Here is a 20,822-nt window from a genome sequence, read left to right as displayed (position 1 = left end):
CGATTCATGCGCATCTGCTTCATCGGCGACAGTTTCGTGAACGGGGTCGGTGACGACACCTGTCTCGGATGGACGGGCCGTCTCTGTGCCGAGGCCCGCCGCGCCGGCTGGGACGTCACGCATTACAATCTGGGAATTCGCCGCGACACCAGCCTCGACATCCACGGCCGCTGGCGACGCGAGGCCGAAGCCCGGCTGCCCGAGGGGCTGGACGGCCGGCTTGTCTTTTCGTTCGGCGCAAACGACTGCACGCTCGTCGATGGCCGAATCCGCGTCCCTCATGACCGCTCACTCGACACGGCGGAGAGGATTCTCGGAGACGCCGCCGGTTGGCGAAGAACCCTGATGGTCGGTCCGCTTCCCGTCTGCGACGATCCAGCGACGGATGCGCGAATTCTGGCTCTGTCGCGGGACATCACTCCTCTTTGCGCCCGACTCGATGTCCCGTTCCTGCCGGTCTTCGGCATGGCGACAGAATCCGACGCATGGACCAGCGAGGCTGGAGCGGGGGACGGAACGCACCCCAATGCCAAAGGCTACGCGGCTCTGGCCAGCGTCGTCGCCGGCTGGGAAGCTTGGCGCGCCTGGTTCTGAGTGTCCTTCACGAAACCTCCGATGTGCCGTGTTGAGCTGAGCGAGATCCGGCCAAGACCGGAGTTTGGCGACGCCTCGTGAAGCGCCGGGTCGATGAGGAGCCAGGAAGTGCGATGGGCGGCCTCCCGTGACACCTGCCTCCCGTGACACCTGCCTCCCGTGACACCTGCCTCCCGTGACACCTGCCTCCCGTGACACCTGCCTCCCGTGACACCTGCCTCCCGTGACACCTGCCTCCCGTGACACCTGCCTCCCGCGTTGGTATGCCGCCGCATTGAGGCGCAAGCCGTCGTGACGATGCGGCATGGCGCGAGCGGAATAGATATCCCATGAACATCTTCGCCACCTTCGAGGCGCGCGTGCGCGAAGCGCTCGAGAGCCTGACCCGGTCCGGGACGCTGCCCGAGGGGCTCGATCTCTCCCGCGTGGTGGTCGAGCCGCCGCGCGACGCCAGTCACGGCGACCTCGCCACCAATGCCGCCCTGGTTCTCGCCAAGGAGGCCCGGACCAATCCGAAGGCGCTCGGCGAAGCGCTGGCCACGGAGCTCCGGCAGGATCCCCGCGTGGTCGAGGCGAGCGTGGCCGGACCGGGCTTCATCAACCTGCGCCTGACGCCCGAGACCTATCACGAGGTCGTGCGTGCCGCGCTCGGCGAGGGCACCGAGTACGGCCGCGCTCGGATGGGCGGCGGCAAGGTCAACATCGAATACGTCTCGGCCAACCCCACCGGACCGATGCATGTGGGCCATGGTCGCGGGGCGGTATTCGGCGACGCGCTGGCGAACCTGCTCGTGGCGGCCGGCCGCGACGTGACGCGCGAGTACTACATCAACGATGCCGGCGCGCAGGTCGACGTGCTCGCCCGGTCCGCGTTCCTGCGCTACCGCGAGGCCCTGGGCGAAGAGGTCGGCCCTGTGCCCGAAGGCCTCTATCCCGGCGACTATCTCGTGCCGGTGGGCAAGGCGCTCGCCGAGAAGCACGGACGCGCGCTCCTCGACGCGCCGGAATCCGACTGGCTGCCGCAGGTGCGGGCGGATGCCATCGCCGCGATGATGGACCTGATCCGGGGCGATCTCGCCCGGCTCGGCATCCACCATGACGTGTTCTTCTCCGAGGCCACGCTGAAGGAGGCGGTGCCCGTCCTCCTGGCGGAACTCCGCGCAAAAGGTCTCGTCTACGAGGGCCGGCTTCCGCCGCCGAAGGGCCAGCTTCCCGATGATTGGGAGGACCGTGAGCAGACCCTGTTCCGCACGGTGGAGTTCGGCGACGACGTCGACCGGCCGCTGCTGAAATCGGACGGCTCGTTCACTTATTTCGCCTCCGACATCGCCTATCACCGCGACAAGATCCGGCGCGGCGCCACCGACCTGATCGACGTTCTCGGGGCCGATCACGGCGGCTACGTCAAACGCATGCAGGCGGCGGTGAAGGCGGTGAGCGACGGCCACGCCACTCTCGACGTCAAGCTGTGCCAGCTCGTGCGTCTCCTGCGGGCCGGCGAGCCGGTGAAGATGTCGAAGCGCGCGGGCGAGTTCATCACCCTTGCCGAGGTGGTCGACGAAGTCGGCCGCGACGCGATCCGTTTCATGATGCTCTACCGCAAGAACGACGCGACCCTGGATTTCGACCTCGCCAAGGTGGTGGAGCAATCCAAGGACAACCCGGTCTTCTACGTCCAGTACGCCCATGCCCGCTGCGCCTCGGTGTTCCGGCAGGCAGGCGAGGCCATGCCGGACGAGGATTTTTCCGTCGCCGGCCTAGCCGACGCGGACCTGACGCTGCTTGCCGATTCCGCGGAAATCGAGATCATGCGGTTGATCGCCCAGTACCCCCGGGTGATCGAAGCGGCGGCTGCGGCGCACGAGCCACATCGGGTGGCATTCTACCTCTACGAGCTCGCAAGTTCCCTGCATGGTTTCTGGAACAAAGGCAAAGACCTGCCGCAATTACGGTTTATTAATCCAAACGACCGAAACTCGACACGGGCAAGACTGGCCCTCGTGGAGGCTTTGAGGGGCGTCGTCGCCTCCGGCCTCACGGTCTTGGGTGTCACCGCGCCGGATGAAATGCGGTGAGGTGATCTCGGCGTGAAGAGGAATGCTGCCATGACGACGAACGCTTCGCGAGCGCCTGTCGATTTCGACGCCTTCGCGCGTGACTTGCAGCCCACGACGCCGCCCCAGTCGCAGGCCCAGCCTGCGGCCAAGCCCGATCCGTTGGCCGAACTCGCCCGCATCGTCGGCCAGGACGATCCTTTCCGCGCGTTGCTGGAAGCGCGTGATTCCCGTGCCAGCGCCGAGCCGCGAGTCCAGGGAGGACGCAGGGAACCGAGCTTCCACGACGAGGCGCCGGCGGCTCCCGCAGGCTACGCCGCCGCGCCTTCGGGATACGCGCAGCATGCCCAGCATCAGGTCGAGCCCGAGCCGCAGGCCGCACACTCGGCACATCCGGCCGACGCGTTCGATCAGTATCTCGCCTCCGTCGACCACAGTGCCTATGCCGCCGGTCCTCAGGATCCGCACGGGTCCGAGGCTTACGCGCCGGAGCAGGACGACCGCCTCAATCGCGCGGCCGAGCGGCCCCGCCAGCGCAGCCGCCTCGTTTCCGTGGGCGCCGGCCTCGGCGTGCTGGTGGTCTGCGTCACCGGTGCGCTCACCTGGCGGAGCATGAATTCGAGCCACAGCGACGGCACCGTGCCGACGATCCTCGCCGACAAGGCTCCGCTGAAGATCGCACCGCAGAAAGCGGACGGCGTCGAGATCCCCGACCAGAACAAGCGGATCTACGACCGCAACGCCAAGGACGACCAGATCCACATCGTCAACCGCGAGGAGCAGCCGGTCGACGTGGCGCAGGCCGCCCGCTCGGCCCAGCGCGCCGGGGAGGGCGGCGCCACGCCGTCCACCGGACAGCAGGGCGGCAATACGGGTCCCCTCACCGAAACCCTCGGCGAGCCTCGCCGGGTGCGGACCGTGTCGGTGAAGCCGGATACGCCTCCGCCGCCGCCTCAGCGCGAAGCGCCCGTCGCCCAATCGGTGATCCCCACCATGACCCTTCCGGGTGACGGCGGTGGCTCGACCAATGCCTCGATGCATTCACGCGTCGGCAAGCTGCCGGCGGCGCCCGCTCCCACCGAGGAAGCTTCGGCCCCCGAGCCGACCGCTCCCGCCTCTCGCGCGAAGGCCCCGCAGCGGGTAGCCGCCGTCGCCCCCGACGCGACCTCCGCCCTGCCGACGCCTGCGCCCGCCGCCTCGGCCTCCACCGCACCCGTGAGCGGTTACTCGGTCCAGCTCGGCGTACGCACCAGCGAAGCCGAAGCGCAGGCCGCGTTCAAGCAGATGCAGAGCAAGTTCAGCCAGCTCTCCGGCAAGCCCGCCCTGATCCGTCAGGCCGAGGTCAGCGGCAAGACGATCTACCGCGTCCGCGTCGGGCCACTGGCCAAGGCCGAGGCGACCACCCTCTGCACCGAGTTGCAGGGCGCCGGCGGCCAGTGTTTCGTCGCCAAGAACTGAGCCTCGGGAACTGAGGGTCACGGCGGCGCTCAGGCGAGTGCCGTGAAGACGGCGAGAGACAGTGCCGGCTTGTCGCGGGTCCGTGACGCCTCGTTCGAGTACCGCCAGCGCGGGCGGAGCCGCCATCGTGAAGTGCAGGGACGGATGCCCCTCGGACAGTCCGTCCATCATCAAGCCGAGCAGCACATCCCATGACAACTCGCGCCCTGATCCTCGGCTGTGCCGGCCGGACTCTCTCGGACGAGGAGGCCGCTTTCTTTCGCGACGCGCAGCCCTGGGGCTTCATCCTGTTCAAGCGCAATATCGGCTCGCCGGACGAGGTGAGGGCGCTGACCGATGCGCTGCGCGCTACGACGGGCCGGGCCGATACGCCGATTCTGATCGACCAGGAAGGCGGACGGGTGCAGCGCATGGGACCGCCGCACTGGCCGTCTTATCCGGCCGGCGCCCGTTTCGGCCGCCTCAATGGATCGGGCACCGCCATGGCGCGCCTCGGCGCGCGGCTCATGGCGCATGATCTCGCCGCGGTGGGAATCAACGTCGATTGCGCGCCCGTCCTCGACGTGCCGGTGGCGGGAGCCCACGACATCATCGGCGATCGCGCCTACGGCACCGATCCGCACATTGTCATCGCGCTCGGACGGGCGGTGGCCGAAGGGTTGATGGAAGGCAGCGTCCTTCCGGTGATCAAGCACATTCCCGGTCACGGTCGCGCCGCCTGCGATAGCCACAAGGACCTGCCCGTGGTCGAGGCCGAGGGCGTCAGCCTGGCCTCGCACGATTTCGTGCCCTTCCGCGCCCTGGCCGACCTGCCGATGGCGATGAGCGCCCATGTGGTCTACGCAGCCCTCGATCCGCATCATCCCGCGACCCAGTCCAGCGTCGTCATCGGCCAGGTGATCCGTGGCCTCATCGGCTTCGACGGCCTGCTCATGACGGACGACCTTTCGATGAAGGCCCTCGACGGCAGCTTTCGCGAGAAGGCCGAGAAGGCCTTCGCCGCCGGTATCGATGTCGCCCTCCATTGCAACGGCGAGCGGCACGAGATGCAGGCCGTCCTGGAAGGTACGCCGATCCTGTCCGGCGAGGCTTTGCGCCGGGCCGAGGCCGCCCTGGCCCGGCTCGCGCCGCGCGTGGAGTTCGATGTCGCCGAGGCCCGTTCGCGTTTCGAGGCTGGTCTTTCCGCCCACGCGTGAGGCCCGGACTGCCCCAGCGTTTCGGGCGAGTGCCGCTATGACGCGCTGCACAATTGTCTCAGATGCCTCAAATGCCTCAGCGCGAGACCGTGCGGTTCTTGTGTTCGCTCCCCGCCATCCTTAGGTTCCCGACAATCCGTCGTGAGAGGGCGTCGCTGGGCTGGCGACAGCATGGGCGCAGGAGTTTGCCATGGGCAGCATGAGTATCTGGCACTGGATCATCGTCGCGGGCATCGTGATGCTGCTGTTCGGGCGCGGCAAGATCTCGGACCTGATGGGCGACGTCGCCAAGGGCATCAAGGCCTTCAAGAAGGGCATGGCCGAGGACGAGACCCCGACCGGACAGGCCCCGGCCGTTCCGCCGCCGAGCGCGGGCGAGCCCGTGCGTACGCTGCCTGCCCAGGGCGAGCCGGCCACGGCGAGCCATGTCACGGCCGACCGCAAGGTCGTCTGAAGCACACCCTACGGACAGGCATCGGCCTTGCGCAAACTATGCTAGGCCGCCGGCCGTGACGAGGCAAAGGCCATCGGCCGCGGGACGAGCGACGCCATGTTCGACATGAGTTGGGGTGAGGTGATGCTGATCGGCGGTGTCGCCCTTATCGTCATCGGACCCAAGGATCTGCCCAAGGCCCTGCGCACGGTCGGTCAGGTCACGGGCAAGATGCGCCGCATGGCCGGCGAATTCCACGCCCAGTTCAACGAGGCGATCCGCGAGGCGGAATTCGACGAGGTCCGCCGCGAGGTCGACGGCATCAAGCGCTCCGCGAGCACGATGGGGCCGAGCTTCAACCCGGTCCAGACGATACGCGACGAGATTCGCGGTGCGGTCGACGGCCGATCCCAGTCGAGCACCCAGCCCCTCGCCAACGTGGCTGCCAAGCTCGCCGAGAACGATCCGCCGCCCGAACCCGAAGCGCCGTCACCCGAGATAGCCTCGCCGGAGCCGCCGCCCGTGCACGCCTTGCCGGACCTTCCGCCGCGTACGACGGCGCCCGAGGCATCCTCCACCAAACCTACCGAGACCGGCGCAAGCACATGATCGATTCGGTCGACGAATCCGAGGTCGAGGCTTCGCGCGCGCCACTCCTCGATCATCTGATCGAATTGCGCTCGCGGCTGATCAAGTCGCTGGCCGCGTTCATCGTGATGTTCTTCGCGTGTTTCTTCGTCTCGCGGCACATCTACAACATCCTGCTCTACCCCTACGTCTCCGTAGTGGGGGCGGAGAAGGCGCAGCTCATCGCGACGCACTTCCTCGAGCAGGTTTTCACCAACATCAAGCTCAGCGTGTTCGGCGCGGCCTTCCTCGCCTTCCCGGTCATCGCGACGCAGATCTACGCCTTCGTCGCGCCGGGCCTCTATCGCAACGAGCGCCAGGCCTTCCTGCCCTATCTCGTGGCGACGCCGATCTTCTTCGTTCTCGGCGCGCTGGTGGTGTTCTTCCTGGCGATGCCGCTTCTCATCCAGTTCTCGGTGAGCCTGCAGCAGGTCGGCCAGCCGGGTGAAGCGACGATTTCGCTTCTGCCGAAGGTGGACGAGTATCTCTCGCTCATCATGACGCTGATCTTCGCCTTCGGATTGGCGTTCCAGCTACCCGTGATCCTTACCCTGCTCGGCCAGATCGGCGTCATCGACACGGTCTTCCTGCGCGAGAAGCGGCGCTACGCCATCGTCCTCGTCTTCGTGGCGGCGGCGATCCTAACGCCGCCCGACGTGATCTCGCAGCTCTCCCTCGCCCTGCCGATGCTCCTCCTCTACGAGGCCTCGATCTTCTCGGTCGCCCGCGTCGAACGCCGCCGCAAGGCCAAGCGGGTCGCGGAAGGTCTGGAGCCTTAGGCGCCACAAAAGCCCCATCCACCACCTCATCCCGAGGCGGCGCGTAAGCGGCCTCGAAGGAGGCCTCCAGTCCGCACCTTGGTGTCTGGAGGCCTCCTTCGAGGGCTGCACTGCGCTGCGCCGCCTCAGGATAAGGGGGTATCGGGGATGCTCCGTCGACTCATGCCCGGCCTTGTCGGGGTCGCCCCGATGCTGCAAAGCGTCGGCGACTCATAGCGAACCGAGCCGCCCATGCACGACATCCGCGCCATCCGCGAGAATCCGCAAGCGTTCGACGAAGCCCTGCGCCGTCGCGGCCTCGACGCGCTCTCGGCCGAGCTGATCGGCCTCGATGACGCCCGCAAAGCCGCGACCTCGGCGGCCCAGGCCAACCAGGAGCGGCGCAATGCTCTGGCCAAGGAGATCGGCGGCGCGAAGAAGGCGAAGGACGAGGCGCGCGCCGCCGAACTCATGGCGGAGGTGGCACGGCTGAAGGAGGAGGGGCCCACCCTCGAGGCCGCGCAGGCGGAAGCCGGCAGGATTCTCGACGACCGACTCGCGGCGATCCCGAACCGTCCGAACCCGGATGTGCCCGAGGGCGCCGACGAGCACGGCAATGTCGAGCACCGCGCCTTCTCCGGAAGCGGTACCAAGCTCGCCACCGGCCGCCAGCATTTCGAACTCGGTGAGGCCTTCGGCCTGATGGATTTCGAGGCGGCCTCACGCATGTCTGGCTCCCGCTTCGTGGTGCTGAAGGGGCAGCTGGCCCGGCTCGAACGTGCGCTCGGCCAGTTCATGCTCGATCTCCACACCGGCGAGCACGGCTACACCGAGGTGGCGCCACCGATACTCGTACGCGACGAGGCGATGTTCGGCACGGCGCAGTTGCCGAAGTTCCGCGACGACCAGTTCCGGGCCGGTGAGGAACACTGGCTCATCCCCACGGCCGAAGTGCCCCTCACCAACCTCGTGCGCGAGAGCATCCTCTCCGAGGACGAGCTGCCGCTTCGCTTCACCGCGCTCACCCCGTGTTTCCGCGCGGAGGCCGGGTCGGCCGGGCGCGACACGCGGGGCATGCTGCGCCAGCACCAGTTCAACAAGGTCGAGCTCGTCTCGATCACCACGCCCGATCAATCGGCGGCGGAGCACGAGCGCATGCTCGGCTCGGCGGAAGCCGTGCTGAAGAAGCTCGACCTGACCTACCGGGTCATGACGCTCTGCACGGGCGATATGGGCTTCGCCTCCCAGAAGACCTACGACATCGAGGTCTGGATGCCGGGGCAGGAGACCTATCGCGAGATCTCGTCCTGCTCGGTCTGCGGCGACTTCCAGGCGCGGCGGATGAACGCGCGCTATCGGCCGAAGGAAGGCAAGGGCGCACAATTCGTGCATACCCTCAACGGGTCCGGCGTCGCCGTGGGCCGCGCCCTCATCGCCGTGATGGAAAATTATCAGAACCCGGACGGCAGCGTCACCATCCCGTCGGTTCTCAAGCCCTACATGGGCGGCATCGAGAAGATCGAAGGGCTGAAGAGCTGATGCGCATCCTGGTCACCAACGACGACGGCATCCACGCGCCGGGCCTCGAAACCCTAGAGGGCATCGCCCGGACCCTGTCCGACGACGTCTGGGTCGTGGCACCCGAGAGCGACCAGTCCGGCGTCTCGCACTCGCTGTCGCTCAACGATCCCCTGCGCCTGCGCCAGGTCTCCGAGAAGCGCTTCGCCGTAAAGGGCACGCCCTCGGATTGTGTCATCATGGGCGTGCGCCACATCCTCAAGGACCACGGGCCGGATCTCGTCCTGTCCGGGGTCAATCGCGGCCAGAACGTCGCCGAGGACGTGACCTATTCGGGCACCATCGCGGCGGCCATGGAAGGCACGATCCTCAACGTGCGCTCCATCGCCCTGAGCCAGGCCTACGGCGCCGGTGGGCGTGGGGCGATCAAATGGGGTTGCGCTGCCCATCACGGGCCGGGCGTGGTCAAGAAGATCCTCGAAATCGGGATCGAGCCCGGCATCGTCGTCAACGTCAACTTCCCCGATTGCGAACCCGAGGAGGTAGTCGGCACCTCCGTCGCTGCGCAGGGTATGCGCAATCAGGCGCTGCTCGCCATCGATGCCCGGCAGGACGGTCGCGGCAACCCGTATTTCTGGCTCGCCTTCGCCAAGGCGCAGTTCGAGCCGGGCCATGGCACCGACCTCAAGGCCATTGCGGAAAACCGCATCTCCGTGACCCCGCTGCGGCTCGATCTCACCGACGAACCGAGCCTGACCCGCTTCGCACAAGCCTTTGCCGAGTGAGGAACCCCGGTCTTCGCACGGCGCAAGCGCTATCGCGCTCCAGCGCACCAGTGCGGGACCATGGACGATCCAAGCCACGGAACGATCGAACACGGCCATGAGGCACAGCTGGTGACGATGGAGGGCTCGGTCGAGGATGCCGCCTTCGTCATGGCCCTGCGCGGTCTTGGCGTGCGCGACACCGACACGTTGCGCGCCATGGAGCGCGTGCCCCGCGCCCGATTCGCCCCTGAAGGGCACCGGGATCTGGCCCGGCGCGACATCGCCCTGCCGCTGCCCTGCGGCCAGACCATGTCGGCGCCCACCGTCGTCGCCGCCATGCTGACCGCGTTGAAGGTGAAGCCCGGCACCCGCATTCTCGAAATCGGCACCGGCTCCGGCTACGTCACCGCTCTGCTGATCCGTCTCGGCGCCGCCGCGATCCTGAGCGTCGAGCGCTATGCGACGCTGGCCGAGGACGCCGTCTCCGCCCTCGACCCGGAGGACAGGGTGATCGCCCGTATCGAGACAGGTGACGGCCTCGATCCCGCATCGACCGGGGAGGGCGGCTTCGACCGTATCCTCGTCAACGGGACCCTGCCAGCCTTCCCCGAGCATCTCGCGGCCGCCCTGCTGCCCGGCGGCCGTCTCGTCGGCGCCCTCGGCTACGGGAGCGGTAGCCGGCTGGCCTTCATCGACCGGGATCGGGACGGTCGCATCAGCGAAGGGTTCGGCAGCGGATTAAGGCTGGCGCCCCTGACAGACGGCAGGGCGTTCATTCTTTGACGAAAGACCTCGCTTCGCCAAAGCGAGGAGCAGGGTCTTCGAGGGGAGACGCCAAACCTTTGATCAGACACGATCTTATCGCGCCCCAAGGCCATTCGAACCTGAACCGGCCATGGAACTCCGGCCCTCGGAAAGTTCCTTCGGTGTCGAAAACGTGGTGAACGGGAACGGTTGTTTAACCTGAATCCCGTTTGAATGACGTCATCAAGTTGCGTCAGGCAAACAGGTGCGTCGATGCGGGTTCGCGGGACTGGTCTAGGGTTGAGGACGCTGTCGCGTTTCGCGCTCATCGGTGTGATCGGCGGCAGTGCTGCCGGATGCTCCACCGATGCGTCGCGGTTGGGCGACCCCTTCGGGAACCCCTTCGCCTCCAACATTTCAAGTGAGCCCAGCGCCACGGGCAGCTTGCCCGAGGAGGGCGAGATGCCTGCCGCCCCGGCGGTGCGCACCTCCAGGATCCAGTCGCAGTCACTCGGCGCGCCGATGTCGCCGCGTCCGCTGGCGGCGACGCCTCCCATGGCCACGGGCCGTGTCGCTTCCACCGCGCCGAATTCCGGGATGGTGTCCGGCATGAACCCCTCGGGAATGAATCCCGCGGGCATGAATCCGGATGCCGGCCGCGGCATGGTCGCGACCCCGCGCACCGTGCCTGCCGCACCCCCGGCCCGTCTTCCGCTCAATGCCGGCGCCAAGGCAGCGGAAGCGAAGGCTGCCGAGGCAAAAGCCGCCGAAGCCAAGGCTCGTGCAGAGGCTGCCCGTGCGGAGGCCGCTCGCCAGGACAGCGTCCGTCAGGAAGCGGCCCGCAAGGAAGCCGCCGCCAAGGCGGTAGCCGAAGCCAGGACGGCCACGGAAGCCAGGAAGATCGCCGAGGCGAACAAGGTGTCCGAGGCCAAGCGGGCCGTGGAGACCAAGAAACTCGCCGACGCCAAGCTCGCGGCCGATGCCAAGCATGCGGCCGAAGCCAAGAAGCTCGCCGATGCGAAGAAGCTCGCGGAGACCAAGAAACTCGCCGAGGTGAAGAAGCCCGTCGAGGTGGCCAAGGCCGAGACACCGAAGGTCGATCCCGCCAAGGCGAAGGCCGAGGCCGCCCGCAAGGCTGCGGAAGCCGAAGCCAAGCTCGCCAAGGCGGAAGCCGCAAAGGATGCGGCCAAGAAGGTCGCCGAAGCCAAGGCCGCCGAGAAGGCCAAGGCCGCGCCCGTCAAGGTCGCTTCCCTGACGCCCGTGCCCGAGAAGGCCGAGCCCGCCAGCACCGGCTCCGTCGCACCTGCGGCTCCCGCCGCCGAGCCCGACCAGTCGTTCCGCTGGCCTGCCAAGGGCCGGGTGATCTCGGGCTACGGCACCAGCGGCAACGAGGGCATCAACATCTCGGTGCCCGAGGGTACGGCCGTGAAGGCCGCCGAGGACGGCACGGTCGCCTATGCCGGCTCGGACGTGAAGGGCTACGGCAAGCTGGTGCTGGTTCGACACACCAACGGCTACGTCTCGGCCTACGCCCATAACGGTGAACTCGACGTTCGCCCCGGCGAGAAGGTCAAGCGCGGCCAGACCATCGCCAAGTCCGGCGCCTCGGGCAACGTGACCTCGCCCCAGCTGCACTTCGAGATCCGCAAGGGCGCGACCCCGGTCGACCCGATGCCGCACCTCGCCAGCAACTGAGCGCATTCAAGACCCAAAGAGAAACGGCGGCTCGCAGGAGCCGCCGTTTTCGTTTGTAGATCCGTTTGATACCCCGTCCATCCATCCCGAGGCACACACTTCAACTCGGTCTGGGCGAGCCTCACTCCAGCCGCTGCCCTAACCGCCCCGCCAGATCCTGGATGAACTGGAACGCCGTGCGACCCGAGCGGGAGCCGCGGGTAGTGGCCCATTCCAGCGCCTCGGCCCGCACCGTATCCAGGTCGGCCTTCAGTCCGTACCGCTCGACATAGGCACGGATCATGGCGAGGTACTCGTCCTGGCTGCACTTGTGGAAGCCGAGCCAGAGGCCGAACCGGTCGGAGAGGGAAACCTTTTCCTCCACCGCCTCGCCGGGATTGATCGCCGTGGAGCGCTCGTTCTCCACCATGTCGCGGGCGAGCAGGTGGCGCCGGTTCGAGGTCGCGTAGAACAGCACGTTCTCCGGCCGGCCCTCGATGCCACCATCGAGGGCAGTCTTGAGGGACTTGTACGAGGTGTCGTCGCCGTCGAAGGACAGGTCGTCACAGAACACGATCCAGCGGTGCCGGTCCGCCCGCAGGGTCGCCATCAGGTCGGGAAGGGTCTCGATATCCTCGCGGTGGATCTCCACCAGTTTCATCGGCAGTTCGCCCTCCGCCCGCTCGGCGTTGATGCGGGCATGGGCCGCCTTCACCAGCGACGACTTGCCCATGCCGCGTGCCCCCCAGAGCAAGGCGTTGTTGGCGGACAGCCCCTTGGCGAAGCGCGCGGTGTTGTCGACGAGGATGTCACGAGCCCGGTCGATGCCGGTGAGGAGATCGATCTCCACCCTGTTCACCCGCGGCACCGGGATGAGGCGGCACTCGGCGCCCCAGAGGAAAGCGTCGGCCGAATTCATGTCGATGACGGGTTTCGCGGCCGGGGCAGAACGCTCCAGTGCGGCGGCGATCCGCTCGAGGACGGGCAGGATCGCCTCGATCATCTCCCGGTCTGCAGGTTGGGTCGCGGTCATGGCGTCTCGAAGCTCCTGGAATACGCGCTTGAGCGCGTCATTACGGACATCGGGCACGAAAATCACGGGTGCGGCATCGGGCGCCTGCGATCCGCACCTTGCCGGCTGCTGACGCGCCGTTGCTTTCACCTAGTGCATGGCTATAGTCCGCGCGCTTTTAGACCGGTCCAGACGCGCCGAGATCGGCCCGTGCGCGACGATGTGAGGACCGGTTCAGCTAAGGAGTCACCCGCTTGATTACCCCCGCCTTCGCGCAAGGGGCCACCTCGGCCGCTGGCGGAGCGGACATCGCCTTGCAGGTGGTGCCGTTCGTCCTCATCTTCGTCATCATGTACTTCCTGATCCTCCGCCCGCAGCAGCGCCGCGTGAAGGAGCATCAGGCCCTCGTGAAGAACGTGCGCCGCGACGACACCATCGTCACCACCGGCGGCCTCGTCGGGCGCGTCACCAAGGTGGCCGACGAAGCGTCCGAGATCGAGGTCGAGATCGCCCCGAACGTGCGGGTGAAGATCGTCCGGACGATGATTTCGGAAGTGCGCGTCAAGGGCGGGCCGGTCAAAGCGGCGTGAGCCGAATGCGGTGAGACGTGGTGCGGAACCGATGGTCCGCGCCCCGGCACACGGCTTGTGACTCCGCTTGAAGGGGCCGATGCAAGCATCGGCACCATAAGAAGAAACGGGACGGGCGGATGCTGCGCTTTTCGAGAACCAAGATCGTCGCGACGCTGGCCGTCATCCTCATCGGCCTGAGTCTTGCCGTGCCGAGCTTCTTCTCGGCCGAGCAGCGCAAGGGCTTCATGGCCTCCCTGCCGGGCTGGTTCCCGAGCTGGATCGTGCCCCAACGGGCCATCGTGCTGGGTCTCGACCTCCAGGGCGGTTCGCAGATCCTCCTCGAGATCGACCAGACCGACCTGATCCGGTCGCAGACGACGGGCCTGCGCGACGACGTTCGTCGCACCCTGCGTGAAGCCAACGTCACCCCCGAAGGCGGCATCCAGGTGATCCCGCGCGGCGTCCAGGTCCGCATCTCCGATCCGGCCAACCGCGCCAAGGCTTTGCCCAAGCTGCGCGAACTGTCCCAGCCGATCTCCAACGCCATGGTGGCGCAGGCCGGCGGCCAGACCCTCGACGTGGCGGAGCGGCCGGACGGCACGATCCAGCTCACGCTCACCGATGCCGGCCTCACCGACCGTACCCGCCGGGCCGTGACCCAGGCCATCGAGGTCATTCGCCGCCGCATCGATTTCGGCGGCACCAAGGAACCCTCGATCCAGCAGCAGGGGGCCGACCGCGTCCTCGTCCAGGTTCCCGGCTTGCAGGACCCGCAGCAGCTCGAGGATCAGCTCGGCAAGACCGCCAAGCTCGAATTCCGCATGCTCGCCGATTCGCCCTCCGGCGACGTGGACATGCTGACCAACAAGGACGAAGGCGGCGGCAAGGTACCGGTCGAGCGACGGGTCATGGCCGATGGCGGCGATCTCACCGATGCGCAGCCGGCCTTCGACCAGCAGAGCCACGAGCCGATGGTGAGCTTCAAGTTCAACCTGAAGGGCGCCCAGCGCTTCGGCCAGGCCACCTCTGAGAATGTCGGCCGCCGCATGGCCATCGTCCTCGACAACGAGGTCGTCTCGGCACCGCGCATCAACACGCCGATCACCGGCGGTTCGGGCCAGATCACCGGCAACTTCACCGTCAAGCAGGCCAACGACCTTTCGATCCTGCTGCGCGCCGGTGCGCTGCCCGCCAAGCTCACCGTGGTCGAGCGCCGTGTGGTCGGCCCCGGCCTTGGCCGAGACTCGATCAAAGCAGGCCAGAACGCTACCCTGGTCGCCGGCGCTCTCGTCATCATCTTTATGTTCGCGACCTACGGCGTGTTCGGCTTCTTCGCCAACATCGCGCTCCTCGTCCATGTGGGCCTCATCCTCGGCCTGATGTCGGTGCTGGAGGCGACGATGACCTTGCCGGGCATCGCCGGCATCGTGCTCACCATCGGCACGGCAGTGGATTCCAACGTGCTGATCTACGAGCGCGTGCGCGAAGAGGTGAGGGCGGGGCGCTCCATCGTCTCGGCCCTGCAGGCCGGCTTCGACAAGGCCTTCGCCACCATCATCGATTCGAACTCGACCATGGCCATCGCCGCCGTGATCCTGTTCTTCCTCGGCTCCGGCCCAGTGAAGGGCTTCGCCGTGGTGTTCATCCTCGGCATCCTCACCACCGTCATCACCGCGGTGACGCTGACCCGCATGATGATCGCCCTGTGGTACAACTACGCCCGACCCAAGGCTTTGCCGTTCTGAAGTCCGTCCGAGCATTCACAGTTTGCGAGAGGAGCCCGATCCGGTTTTCGAGTGATCCGTCCATCCGAAACACAATCCCGTCATCCCGGGGCCGCGAAGCGGAGCCCGGGATCCAGACACGCGGGATTGCCAGGCTAGTCATCCACCTGAGTGTCTGGATTCCGGGCTCGCCCTGCGGGCGCCCCGGAATGATGGACGTGCGGTGGACCCGGACGGGTTCTCTTCGACGACCAGATCGACCTCATTGCCGAAAGACCGAGACCGATCATGCGCCTGCTCCGCCTCTGGCCCGATGAGTCGCACGTCGACTTCATGCGCTTCCGGCGCTTCACCTTCCCGCTCTCGGCCTTGCTGTCGGTCGGGACGGTGATCCTGTTCCTGACGGTCGGCCTGAATTTCGGCATCGACTTCAAGGGCGGCACCCTGGTGGAGCTCCAGGCCAAGTCCGGCACCGCCGATGTCGGAACCGTGCGCCATACCGCCAACGGGTTCGGCTTCGGTGAGACCGAGGTGCAGGAGCTCGGCGGCCAGGGCCAGATCCTGGTGCGCTTCCCGCTCCAGCCCGGCGAGCAGGGCCAGACGGCCGTGATGCAGAAGGCGCATGGCGCCTTCGACGCGGAGTACGAGTTCCGCCGCACCGAGACGGTGGGTCCGCGCGTATCGGGCGAACTCGTCCAGTCGGGCACGCTCGGCGTCGTGCTCTCGGTGCTCGCCGTGCTGTTCTACCTCTGGTTCCGCTTCGAGCGGGAACTGGCGCTCGGAGCCATCGTCGGCACCCTGCACGACATCGTGCTCACCATCGGCATCTTCGTCATCAGCCGGATCGAGTTCAACATGACCTCGATCGCCGCCATCCTCACCATCGTGGGCTACTCGCTCAACGAGACGGTGGTGGTGTTCGACCGGACCCGCGAGTTGATGCGACGCTACAAGACCATCCCCACGGTGGAACTCCTCAACCTGTCGATCAATTCCACCATGTCACGCACGGTGATGACGGCCACCTCCGCCTTCCTCTCCCTGCTGGCCCTCGTACTCTTCGGCGGCGAGGCGATCCAGGGCTTCGCGGTGGTGATGCTGGCGGGCGTGGTCATCTGCACCTACTCGGCGATCTTCGTCTCGACGCCGGTCCTGATCTATCTCGGCCTGATGCTGTCGGGCGTGAAATCCCAGAACCGCCCCACCGGCGGTCGCGTGCCCCAGGCGGCGGAGTAACGATGGCGGACGGCAGCCTGCACGACGGTTTCGTTCCAGGGCGCCATCTCATCGACGCCTACGGCAATGGCGGCTTCCGCTTTGCCGACATGTCGCATCGTGGCTCGATCCTCGTGACGCCGAGCGGCATCAGGGCCTGGGACGTCACGCAGGCGAAAGAGATCGACCGGGACGCCCTGCGTCCCGTCGTTGCCGAGGCGGGGGCGGTGGAGCTCCTCCTCATCGGCACCGGCCTCGACATCGCCCCCTTTCCCGATACGCTGCGGCGATGGCTCAAGGATAACGGCATTGGCCTCGATGTGATGCAGACGGGAGCGGCCGCGCGGACCTACAACATCCTGATGGCGGAGAACCGCAAGGTCGCCACTGCCCTGATCGCGGTCGCGTGACGAAGACCGAGACCAGCCCCGGAACGGCCGACCCTCTCGCATTCGCGTTCGAGCATTGCGAGGCACTGGTCCGGGAGGGCGATCCCGACCGCTATTTCGCGACGTTGTTCGCCCCCGTGGCGTACCGGCCGCATCTCTTCGCGCTCGCCGCCTTCAGCCTCACCATTGCTCGCGTGCGCGACGCCGTCACCAATCCGGTGGCGGGCGAGATCCGCCTGCAATGGTGGCGCGATGCACTCCAGGGAGAGGCGAGGGGGGATGTGAAGGCCAACCCCGTCGCCGCCGCCCTCGACGATGCCATCGTCAAGCGCCGGCTCGGGCGCCAGCCCTTCGTCGATCTGATCGATGCCCGCGTCTTCGATCTCTATGACGACCCGATGCCCCGGATAAACGATCTCGAAGGCTATTGCGGCGAGACCGCCTCCTCGCTCATCCGCCTTGGCGGGCTCGTCCTGTGCGATGGCGCCGAGCCGGGCGGAGCTGCCGCGGCGGGGCATGCGGGCGTTGCCTATGGCGTCGCCGGCCTCTTGCGGGCCCTCCCCTGGCACGCCCGCAACGGACAGGTCTATCTACCGGCCGACATCTTGAAGGACCATGGCGTCACCCGCGAGGACATCGTCACGGGACGGGGAGGCCCCGGCCTTCTCGGCGCGACGGCCGACCTTCGGGCTCTGGCGCGCCGACATCTCGAGGCTTTCGAGACAGCGCGCACGACCATCGCGCCCGCCGCCTTGCCGGCCTTCCTGCCCACTGCATTGGTCGAACCCAGCCTCGCGATGATGGAGCGGCCGGGCTACGACCCGCTTAACACCGTCATCGCGCTGCCGCGCTGGCGTCGCTTGTGGCGGCTGTGGCGGGGATCGCGGCGGGGTTGAACCCAGGGCTCCCGAAGAACGCTGGGTATTCTTCCTCGTAGAATCGGGACGCGGCGAACATCGTCCCGATCATTCCGGGGGTACTGCAGGCTCATCCAAAAGCAGAGAGCCGCTCCAGAACCGTGCAATCCAGAGCTCTGCCAGAGTCCGATGTCTAACAACCTGGAGTTCTGCATCCCGGGCTCCGCTGAGCGGCCCCGGGATGCAGAAGAGGCGGTTGATCGAGTTTGACCTCAGCGAGCCTTCTTGGTCAGCTTCTCGGCGATCTCGAACATCTCCTCCGGAGCATAATCCGGTGTGAAGGCCGAGGGGACGCCGGTGAGCTGGTGGATCTTGCCGCCCTCGGGCATGCCCTCGACGACGCTGAGTTCGCCCGGCGGGTCGCCCGGCAGAGCCATCTCGCCATTGCCCCAGATGCCGGCCATCTCGGTGTAGTCACCCGGGCTGAACGTGTAGAGCCGGCGGTGCGAACCCTCCTGCAGGTACTTCTGACACTCGGGGATCTTGTCGAGGTTGATATTCGGTGTCGGCAGGAACTTCTCGATCTCCACGCCGGTGATCTTCTTCAGCGCCAAGGCGTAGGCATGGGCGTGAACGGAACCGCGCACCAGCAGGTAGCCGCAGACCTCACGGCCCGTCGGGTCGGTCAGGGTCTCGTAGACGCGCAGCTTGTGCAGGCGAGCGCCGCATTCCAGATGGAAATTGTGGAGCAGGTCGACGACGACGTTGCCGGTCGTCGTAATGAAGTCGTTGTTCCAGGATGCGCCGTTGCTGTTGACCGGCGTTACGCCGCCGCCATTCGACAGGAACGCGGCCGCGAGCCGGATATCCTTCATGTCCTCGAACGGCGCCTTGGAGATGTCGCCACCATCCTTCTCGTCGCCGTCATTATCGGGGCCGTTATTGAGCATCGCAACGCCGTTGCTTACGAGCTCCACATGGCCCAATTCCTCGGCGGTGATGGCCGCCACCAAGCTATAGAATGGCTTCAGCTTAGATTTGCTGCGGAAATTGAAACTCTGGAACATGTAGTTCCCAAGAGTCGACATCTCACCATATTTGCCGCCTAGCAGTTCCTGCAGGGCAGCGGCGGCGTTCGGATCTTTCCTTTTGGGTGCGGGAAGCTCGGCTTGTAGCTTGTCGACGCGCATAAACATAGGTTGATCTCCGTATCGCCGGTATGGAGGATACCAACGGGAACGGTCTCCCCACCCTCATGTTCCGAGGCTGCGACAGGTCGCACGGCCGCTTCGCTTACGTTTTGGAACGGCTCCGCTTGCGTTTTGGAACGGCTCCGCTTGCGTTTCGAAAGAGACGTCCTACCGTTTCCGAGCGTCTTCGGTCTTGGCGGACAGAAAGCGAAGCACGCGCGCAACATGATCTGAATACAAGATTCTTCGCGTTGAGCCCGCTCCACTGCTCTGCTAGCTACGATGTCAAGGGTCCGACGAGAGATCGGGCTCACCGAGGAGCGCGACGCCCGTGAATACGTGGAACCAGGTCTACGATCCCTTTGGGAGCCCATGGCTCTCGACGCTTGCCGCATCCCTACCGGTCATCGCCCTGCTCGGCATGATCGCCAGCGGCAAAGTGAAGGCCCATATCGCGGCCGTTCTGTCCCTGGTCCTGGCCTTCTGCGTCGCCGTCTTCCTGTTCGGCATGCCGGCGGATCTGGCCACCCGCGCTTCCGCCTATGGCGTGGCGCTCGGGCTGTTCCCGATCGGCTGGATCATCCTCAACGTCATCTTCCTCTACCGTCTCACGGTGGAGAAGGGCTGGTTCGCCACACTGCAGCAATCGGTGGCCGGCATCACCACCGACCGGCGGCTTCAGCTCCTCCTCGTCGCCTTCGCCTTCGGCGCGTTCTTCGAGGGAGCCGGCGGCTTCGGCACCCCGGTGGCCGTCACCGGCGCGATCCTGATCGGCCTCGGCTTCTCGCCGCTCGCCGCCTCGGGCCTGTCGCTCATCGCCAATACCGCGCCCGTGGCTTATGGCGCCCTCGGCGCCCCGATCCAGGGCCTCGCCTCGGTGACCGGCTATGATCCCTACATCCTCGGCGCCATGATCGGCCGCCAGCTGCCGTTCTTCTCGGTGCTGGTGCCGTTCTGGCTGATCTGGGTGTTCGCGGGCTTCCGCGGCATGGTCCAGATCTGGCCCGCTATCCTCGTCTGCGGCGGCTCGTTCGCGCTGGCCCAGTTCGGCATTTCGAACTACGTCAACCCGTGGATCGTCGATATCGGTGCCGCCCTCGTCTCCATGGGCGCCCTGGTCCTGTTCCTGAAGTTCTGGCGCCCGGCCACGATCTGGACCTCGCCGGCACTGCGCGGCAACGATCCCTCCATCGGCTTCGTCACCGCCGAGGGTGGCGCCAAAGTGGCCCCCACGGGCTCCGGTGCCCGCACCGCCTCCTCCTCCGAGATCCTGATGGCCTGGGTGCCGTGGATCATCCTCTCGGTGATCGTCGCGATCTGGGGCACGGGCTGGTTCAAGGCCATCGTCAACCCGATCTTCACCTGGCGCTACGAGGTGCCTGGCCTGCACAACGTCATCATGAAGGTGCCGCCGGTCGTGGCGACCGCCCATCCGGAAGCCGCCGTCTTCGCCTTCACCTACATGTCCTATACCGGCACCGGCGTGCTGTTCGCCGCCATCCTGTCGGGCCTGCTCATGCGGTTCTCGCCGTGGCGTCTGGTGACGGCCTACATCGAGACCATCTGGGTGCTGCGCTACTCGCTCATCACCATCTCGGCGATGCTGGCTCTGGGCGTCCTCACCCGCTACGCCGGCGTGGACGCGACCCTGGGCCTGGCTTTCGCCGGAACCGGCATCCTCTACCCGTTCTTCGGCACACTGCTGGGCTGGCTCGGCGTGGCGCTGACGGGATCGGACACGGCCTCGAACGTGCTGTTCGGCGGCCTGCAGAAGATCACCTCGGAGCAGCTCGGCCTGTCGGGCATCCTCATGGCTTCGGCGAACTCGTCGGGCGGCGTCATGGGCAAGATGATCGACGCCCAGTCCATCGTCGTCGCCTCCACCGCCACCGGCTATTTCGGCCAGGAGGGCAAGATCCTGCGCTTCGTGTTCTGGCACTCGATCGTGCTGGCCTGCCTCGTCGGCGGCCTCGTGATGCTACAGGCCTACGTCTATCCGTTCACCGCGATGGTCATCCATCCGTAGGACCGGCGAGAGAC

19 protein-coding genes are annotated in these 20,822 nt (G+C 66.7%); 17 read left to right on the top strand and 2 right to left on the bottom strand.

Annotated elements, in window-relative coordinates; genetic code table 11:
- Positions 1-6: 6 nt before the first annotated feature.
- The 11 genes from IPV08_RS11595 (at position 7) to IPV08_RS11545 (ending at position 11,844) form a co-directional block, all read left to right on the top strand.
- Positions 7-594, top strand: coding sequence for a GDSL-type esterase/lipase family protein (locus IPV08_RS11595; RefSeq protein ID WP_207412003.1), 588 nt, complete (start codon positions 7-9; stop codon positions 592-594).
- Positions 595-923: 329 nt separating this feature from the next.
- The gene (argS, locus tag IPV08_RS11590; RefSeq protein ID WP_207412002.1) at positions 924-2,669 is read left to right on the top strand and encodes an arginine--tRNA ligase; all 1,746 of its coding nucleotides are present in this window, start codon (positions 924-926) and stop codon (positions 2,667-2,669) included.
- A 30-nt stretch (positions 2,670-2,699) separates the two neighbouring features.
- On the top strand, positions 2,700-4,106 hold the full coding sequence (locus IPV08_RS11585; RefSeq protein WP_207412001.1) for an SPOR domain-containing protein: 1,407 nt from the start codon (positions 2,700-2,702) through the stop codon (positions 4,104-4,106).
- 191 nt (positions 4,107-4,297) lie between these two features.
- Positions 4,298-5,302 carry a beta-N-acetylhexosaminidase gene (nagZ, locus tag IPV08_RS11580; RefSeq protein WP_207412000.1) on the top strand — a complete coding sequence of 335 codons (1,005 nt, stop codon included), beginning with the start codon at positions 4,298-4,300 and terminating at the stop codon, positions 5,300-5,302.
- A 190-nt stretch (positions 5,303-5,492) separates the two neighbouring features.
- Positions 5,493-5,756: a twin-arginine translocase TatA/TatE family subunit gene (locus IPV08_RS11575; protein WP_207411999.1), complete on the top strand. Its 264-nt coding sequence runs from the start codon at positions 5,493-5,495 to the stop codon at positions 5,754-5,756.
- 96 nt (positions 5,757-5,852) lie between these two features.
- On the top strand, positions 5,853-6,344 hold the full coding sequence (gene tatB, locus IPV08_RS11570) for a Sec-independent protein translocase protein TatB (RefSeq protein ID WP_207411998.1): 492 nt from the start codon (positions 5,853-5,855) through the stop codon (positions 6,342-6,344).
- Positions 6,341-7,141 (top strand): twin-arginine translocase subunit TatC, encoded by an 801-nt coding sequence (gene tatC, locus IPV08_RS11565; RefSeq protein ID WP_056424215.1) that lies wholly within the window; start codon positions 6,341-6,343, stop codon positions 7,139-7,141. Before tatB ends, tatC begins: the two co-directional genes overlap by 4 nt.
- 231 nt (positions 7,142-7,372) lie before the next feature.
- Positions 7,373-8,659, top strand: a complete 1,287-nt coding sequence (gene serS, locus IPV08_RS11560) for a serine--tRNA ligase (protein WP_056424217.1) — start codon at positions 7,373-7,375, stop codon at positions 8,657-8,659.
- Positions 8,659-9,423, top strand: coding sequence for a 5'/3'-nucleotidase SurE (gene surE, locus IPV08_RS11555; RefSeq protein WP_056424219.1), 765 nt, complete (start codon positions 8,659-8,661; stop codon positions 9,421-9,423). Before serS ends, surE begins: the two co-directional genes overlap by 1 nt.
- A gap of 117 nt (positions 9,424-9,540) precedes the next feature.
- A complete protein-coding gene (locus IPV08_RS11550) occupies positions 9,541-10,188 on the top strand; it encodes a protein-L-isoaspartate O-methyltransferase (RefSeq protein WP_207412062.1) in 648 nt (215 codons plus the stop codon).
- 234 nt (positions 10,189-10,422) lie between these two features.
- The gene (locus IPV08_RS11545) at positions 10,423-11,844 is read left to right on the top strand and encodes a M23 family metallopeptidase (RefSeq protein WP_056424223.1); all 1,422 of its coding nucleotides are present in this window, start codon (positions 10,423-10,425) and stop codon (positions 11,842-11,844) included.
- A 121-nt stretch (positions 11,845-11,965) separates the two neighbouring features.
- On the opposite strand, the gene IPV08_RS11540 is transcribed toward IPV08_RS11545, so the two are convergent.
- A complete protein-coding gene (locus IPV08_RS11540; RefSeq protein WP_207411997.1) occupies positions 11,966-12,856 on the bottom strand; it encodes an ATP-binding protein in 891 nt (296 codons plus the stop codon).
- Between the two features lie 233 nt (positions 12,857-13,089).
- Between IPV08_RS11540 and yajC the strand changes: the two genes are divergently transcribed.
- The 5 genes from yajC to IPV08_RS11515 all read left to right on the top strand — a co-directional run bounded on the left by yajC (position 13,090) and on the right by IPV08_RS11515 (position 17,631).
- A complete protein-coding gene (yajC, locus tag IPV08_RS11535) occupies positions 13,090-13,425 on the top strand; it encodes a preprotein translocase subunit YajC (RefSeq protein WP_056424225.1) in 336 nt (111 codons plus the stop codon).
- Positions 13,426-13,544: 119 nt separating this feature from the next.
- Positions 13,545-15,152 (top strand): protein translocase subunit SecD, encoded by a 1,608-nt coding sequence (secD, locus tag IPV08_RS11530; RefSeq protein WP_207411996.1) that lies wholly within the window; start codon positions 13,545-13,547, stop codon positions 15,150-15,152.
- Positions 15,153-15,419: 267 nt separating this feature from the next.
- Positions 15,420-16,367 carry a protein translocase subunit SecF gene (gene secF / locus IPV08_RS11525; RefSeq protein WP_056424229.1) on the top strand — a complete coding sequence of 316 codons (948 nt, stop codon included), beginning with the start codon at positions 15,420-15,422 and terminating at the stop codon, positions 16,365-16,367.
- Positions 16,368-16,369: 2 nt separating this feature from the next.
- On the top strand, positions 16,370-16,756 hold the full coding sequence (locus IPV08_RS11520) for an MTH938/NDUFAF3 family protein (RefSeq protein WP_056424231.1): 387 nt from the start codon (positions 16,370-16,372) through the stop codon (positions 16,754-16,756).
- Complete coding sequence (locus IPV08_RS11515) at positions 16,753-17,631, top strand: squalene/phytoene synthase family protein (RefSeq protein ID WP_207411995.1); 879 nt, start codon at positions 16,753-16,755, stop codon at positions 17,629-17,631. The genes IPV08_RS11520 and IPV08_RS11515 overlap by 4 nt, the downstream gene beginning before the upstream one ends.
- A 233-nt stretch (positions 17,632-17,864) precedes the next feature.
- Here IPV08_RS11515 and IPV08_RS11510 read toward each other — a convergent pair whose 3' ends face one another.
- Positions 17,865-18,788: a manganese catalase family protein gene (locus tag IPV08_RS11510; protein WP_056424235.1), complete on the bottom strand. Its 924-nt coding sequence runs from the start codon at positions 18,786-18,788 to the stop codon at positions 17,865-17,867.
- Positions 18,789-19,113: 325 nt separating this feature from the next.
- Between IPV08_RS11510 and IPV08_RS11505 the strand changes: the two genes are divergently transcribed.
- A complete protein-coding gene (locus IPV08_RS11505) occupies positions 19,114-20,808 on the top strand; it encodes a lactate permease LctP family transporter (RefSeq protein WP_207411994.1) in 1,695 nt (564 codons plus the stop codon).
- Positions 20,809-20,822: the final 14 nt, after the last annotated feature.

The organism is Methylobacterium sp. SD274 (assembly GCF_017355285.1).
Taxonomy (GTDB): Bacteria; Pseudomonadota; Alphaproteobacteria; order Rhizobiales; family Beijerinckiaceae; genus Methylobacterium.
The sequence above is the reverse complement of the archived record's forward strand: the minus strand, read 5'-3'. Positions and strand labels throughout refer to the sequence as shown.

What these genes read in the sequence shown, in the direction of transcription:
- secD (WP_207411996.1), top strand. Translation starts at nt 13,545, where the DNA reads ATGCTGCGCTTTTCGAGAACCAAGATCGTCGCGACGCTGGCCGTCATC.
- IPV08_RS11540 (WP_207411997.1), bottom strand. Translation starts at nt 12,856, where the DNA reads ATGACCGCGACCCAACCTGCAGACCGGGAGATGATCGAGGCGATCCTG.
- secF (WP_056424229.1), top strand. Translation starts at nt 15,420, where the DNA reads ATGCGCCTGCTCCGCCTCTGGCCCGATGAGTCGCACGTCGACTTCATG.
- IPV08_RS11550 (WP_207412062.1), top strand. Translation starts at nt 9,541, where the DNA reads ATGGAGGGCTCGGTCGAGGATGCCGCCTTCGTCATGGCCCTGCGCGGT.
- IPV08_RS11510 (WP_056424235.1), bottom strand. Translation starts at nt 18,788, where the DNA reads ATGTTTATGCGCGTCGACAAGCTACAAGCCGAGCTTCCCGCACCCAAA.
- tatB (WP_207411998.1), top strand. Translation starts at nt 5,853, where the DNA reads ATGTTCGACATGAGTTGGGGTGAGGTGATGCTGATCGGCGGTGTCGCC.
- IPV08_RS11585 (WP_207412001.1), top strand. Translation starts at nt 2,700, where the DNA reads ATGACGACGAACGCTTCGCGAGCGCCTGTCGATTTCGACGCCTTCGCG.
- tatC (WP_056424215.1), top strand. Translation starts at nt 6,341, where the DNA reads ATGATCGATTCGGTCGACGAATCCGAGGTCGAGGCTTCGCGCGCGCCA.
- IPV08_RS11575 (WP_207411999.1), top strand. Translation starts at nt 5,493, where the DNA reads ATGGGCAGCATGAGTATCTGGCACTGGATCATCGTCGCGGGCATCGTG.
- IPV08_RS11545 (WP_056424223.1), top strand. Translation starts at nt 10,423, where the DNA reads ATGCGGGTTCGCGGGACTGGTCTAGGGTTGAGGACGCTGTCGCGTTTC.
- IPV08_RS11520 (WP_056424231.1), top strand. Translation starts at nt 16,370, where the DNA reads ATGGCGGACGGCAGCCTGCACGACGGTTTCGTTCCAGGGCGCCATCTC.
- nagZ (WP_207412000.1), top strand. Translation starts at nt 4,298, where the DNA reads ATGACAACTCGCGCCCTGATCCTCGGCTGTGCCGGCCGGACTCTCTCG.
- serS (WP_056424217.1), top strand. Translation starts at nt 7,373, where the DNA reads ATGCACGACATCCGCGCCATCCGCGAGAATCCGCAAGCGTTCGACGAA.
- argS (WP_207412002.1), top strand. Translation starts at nt 924, where the DNA reads ATGAACATCTTCGCCACCTTCGAGGCGCGCGTGCGCGAAGCGCTCGAG.
- surE (WP_056424219.1), top strand. Translation starts at nt 8,659, where the DNA reads ATGCGCATCCTGGTCACCAACGACGACGGCATCCACGCGCCGGGCCTC.
- IPV08_RS11595 (WP_207412003.1), top strand. Translation starts at nt 7, where the DNA reads ATGCGCATCTGCTTCATCGGCGACAGTTTCGTGAACGGGGTCGGTGAC.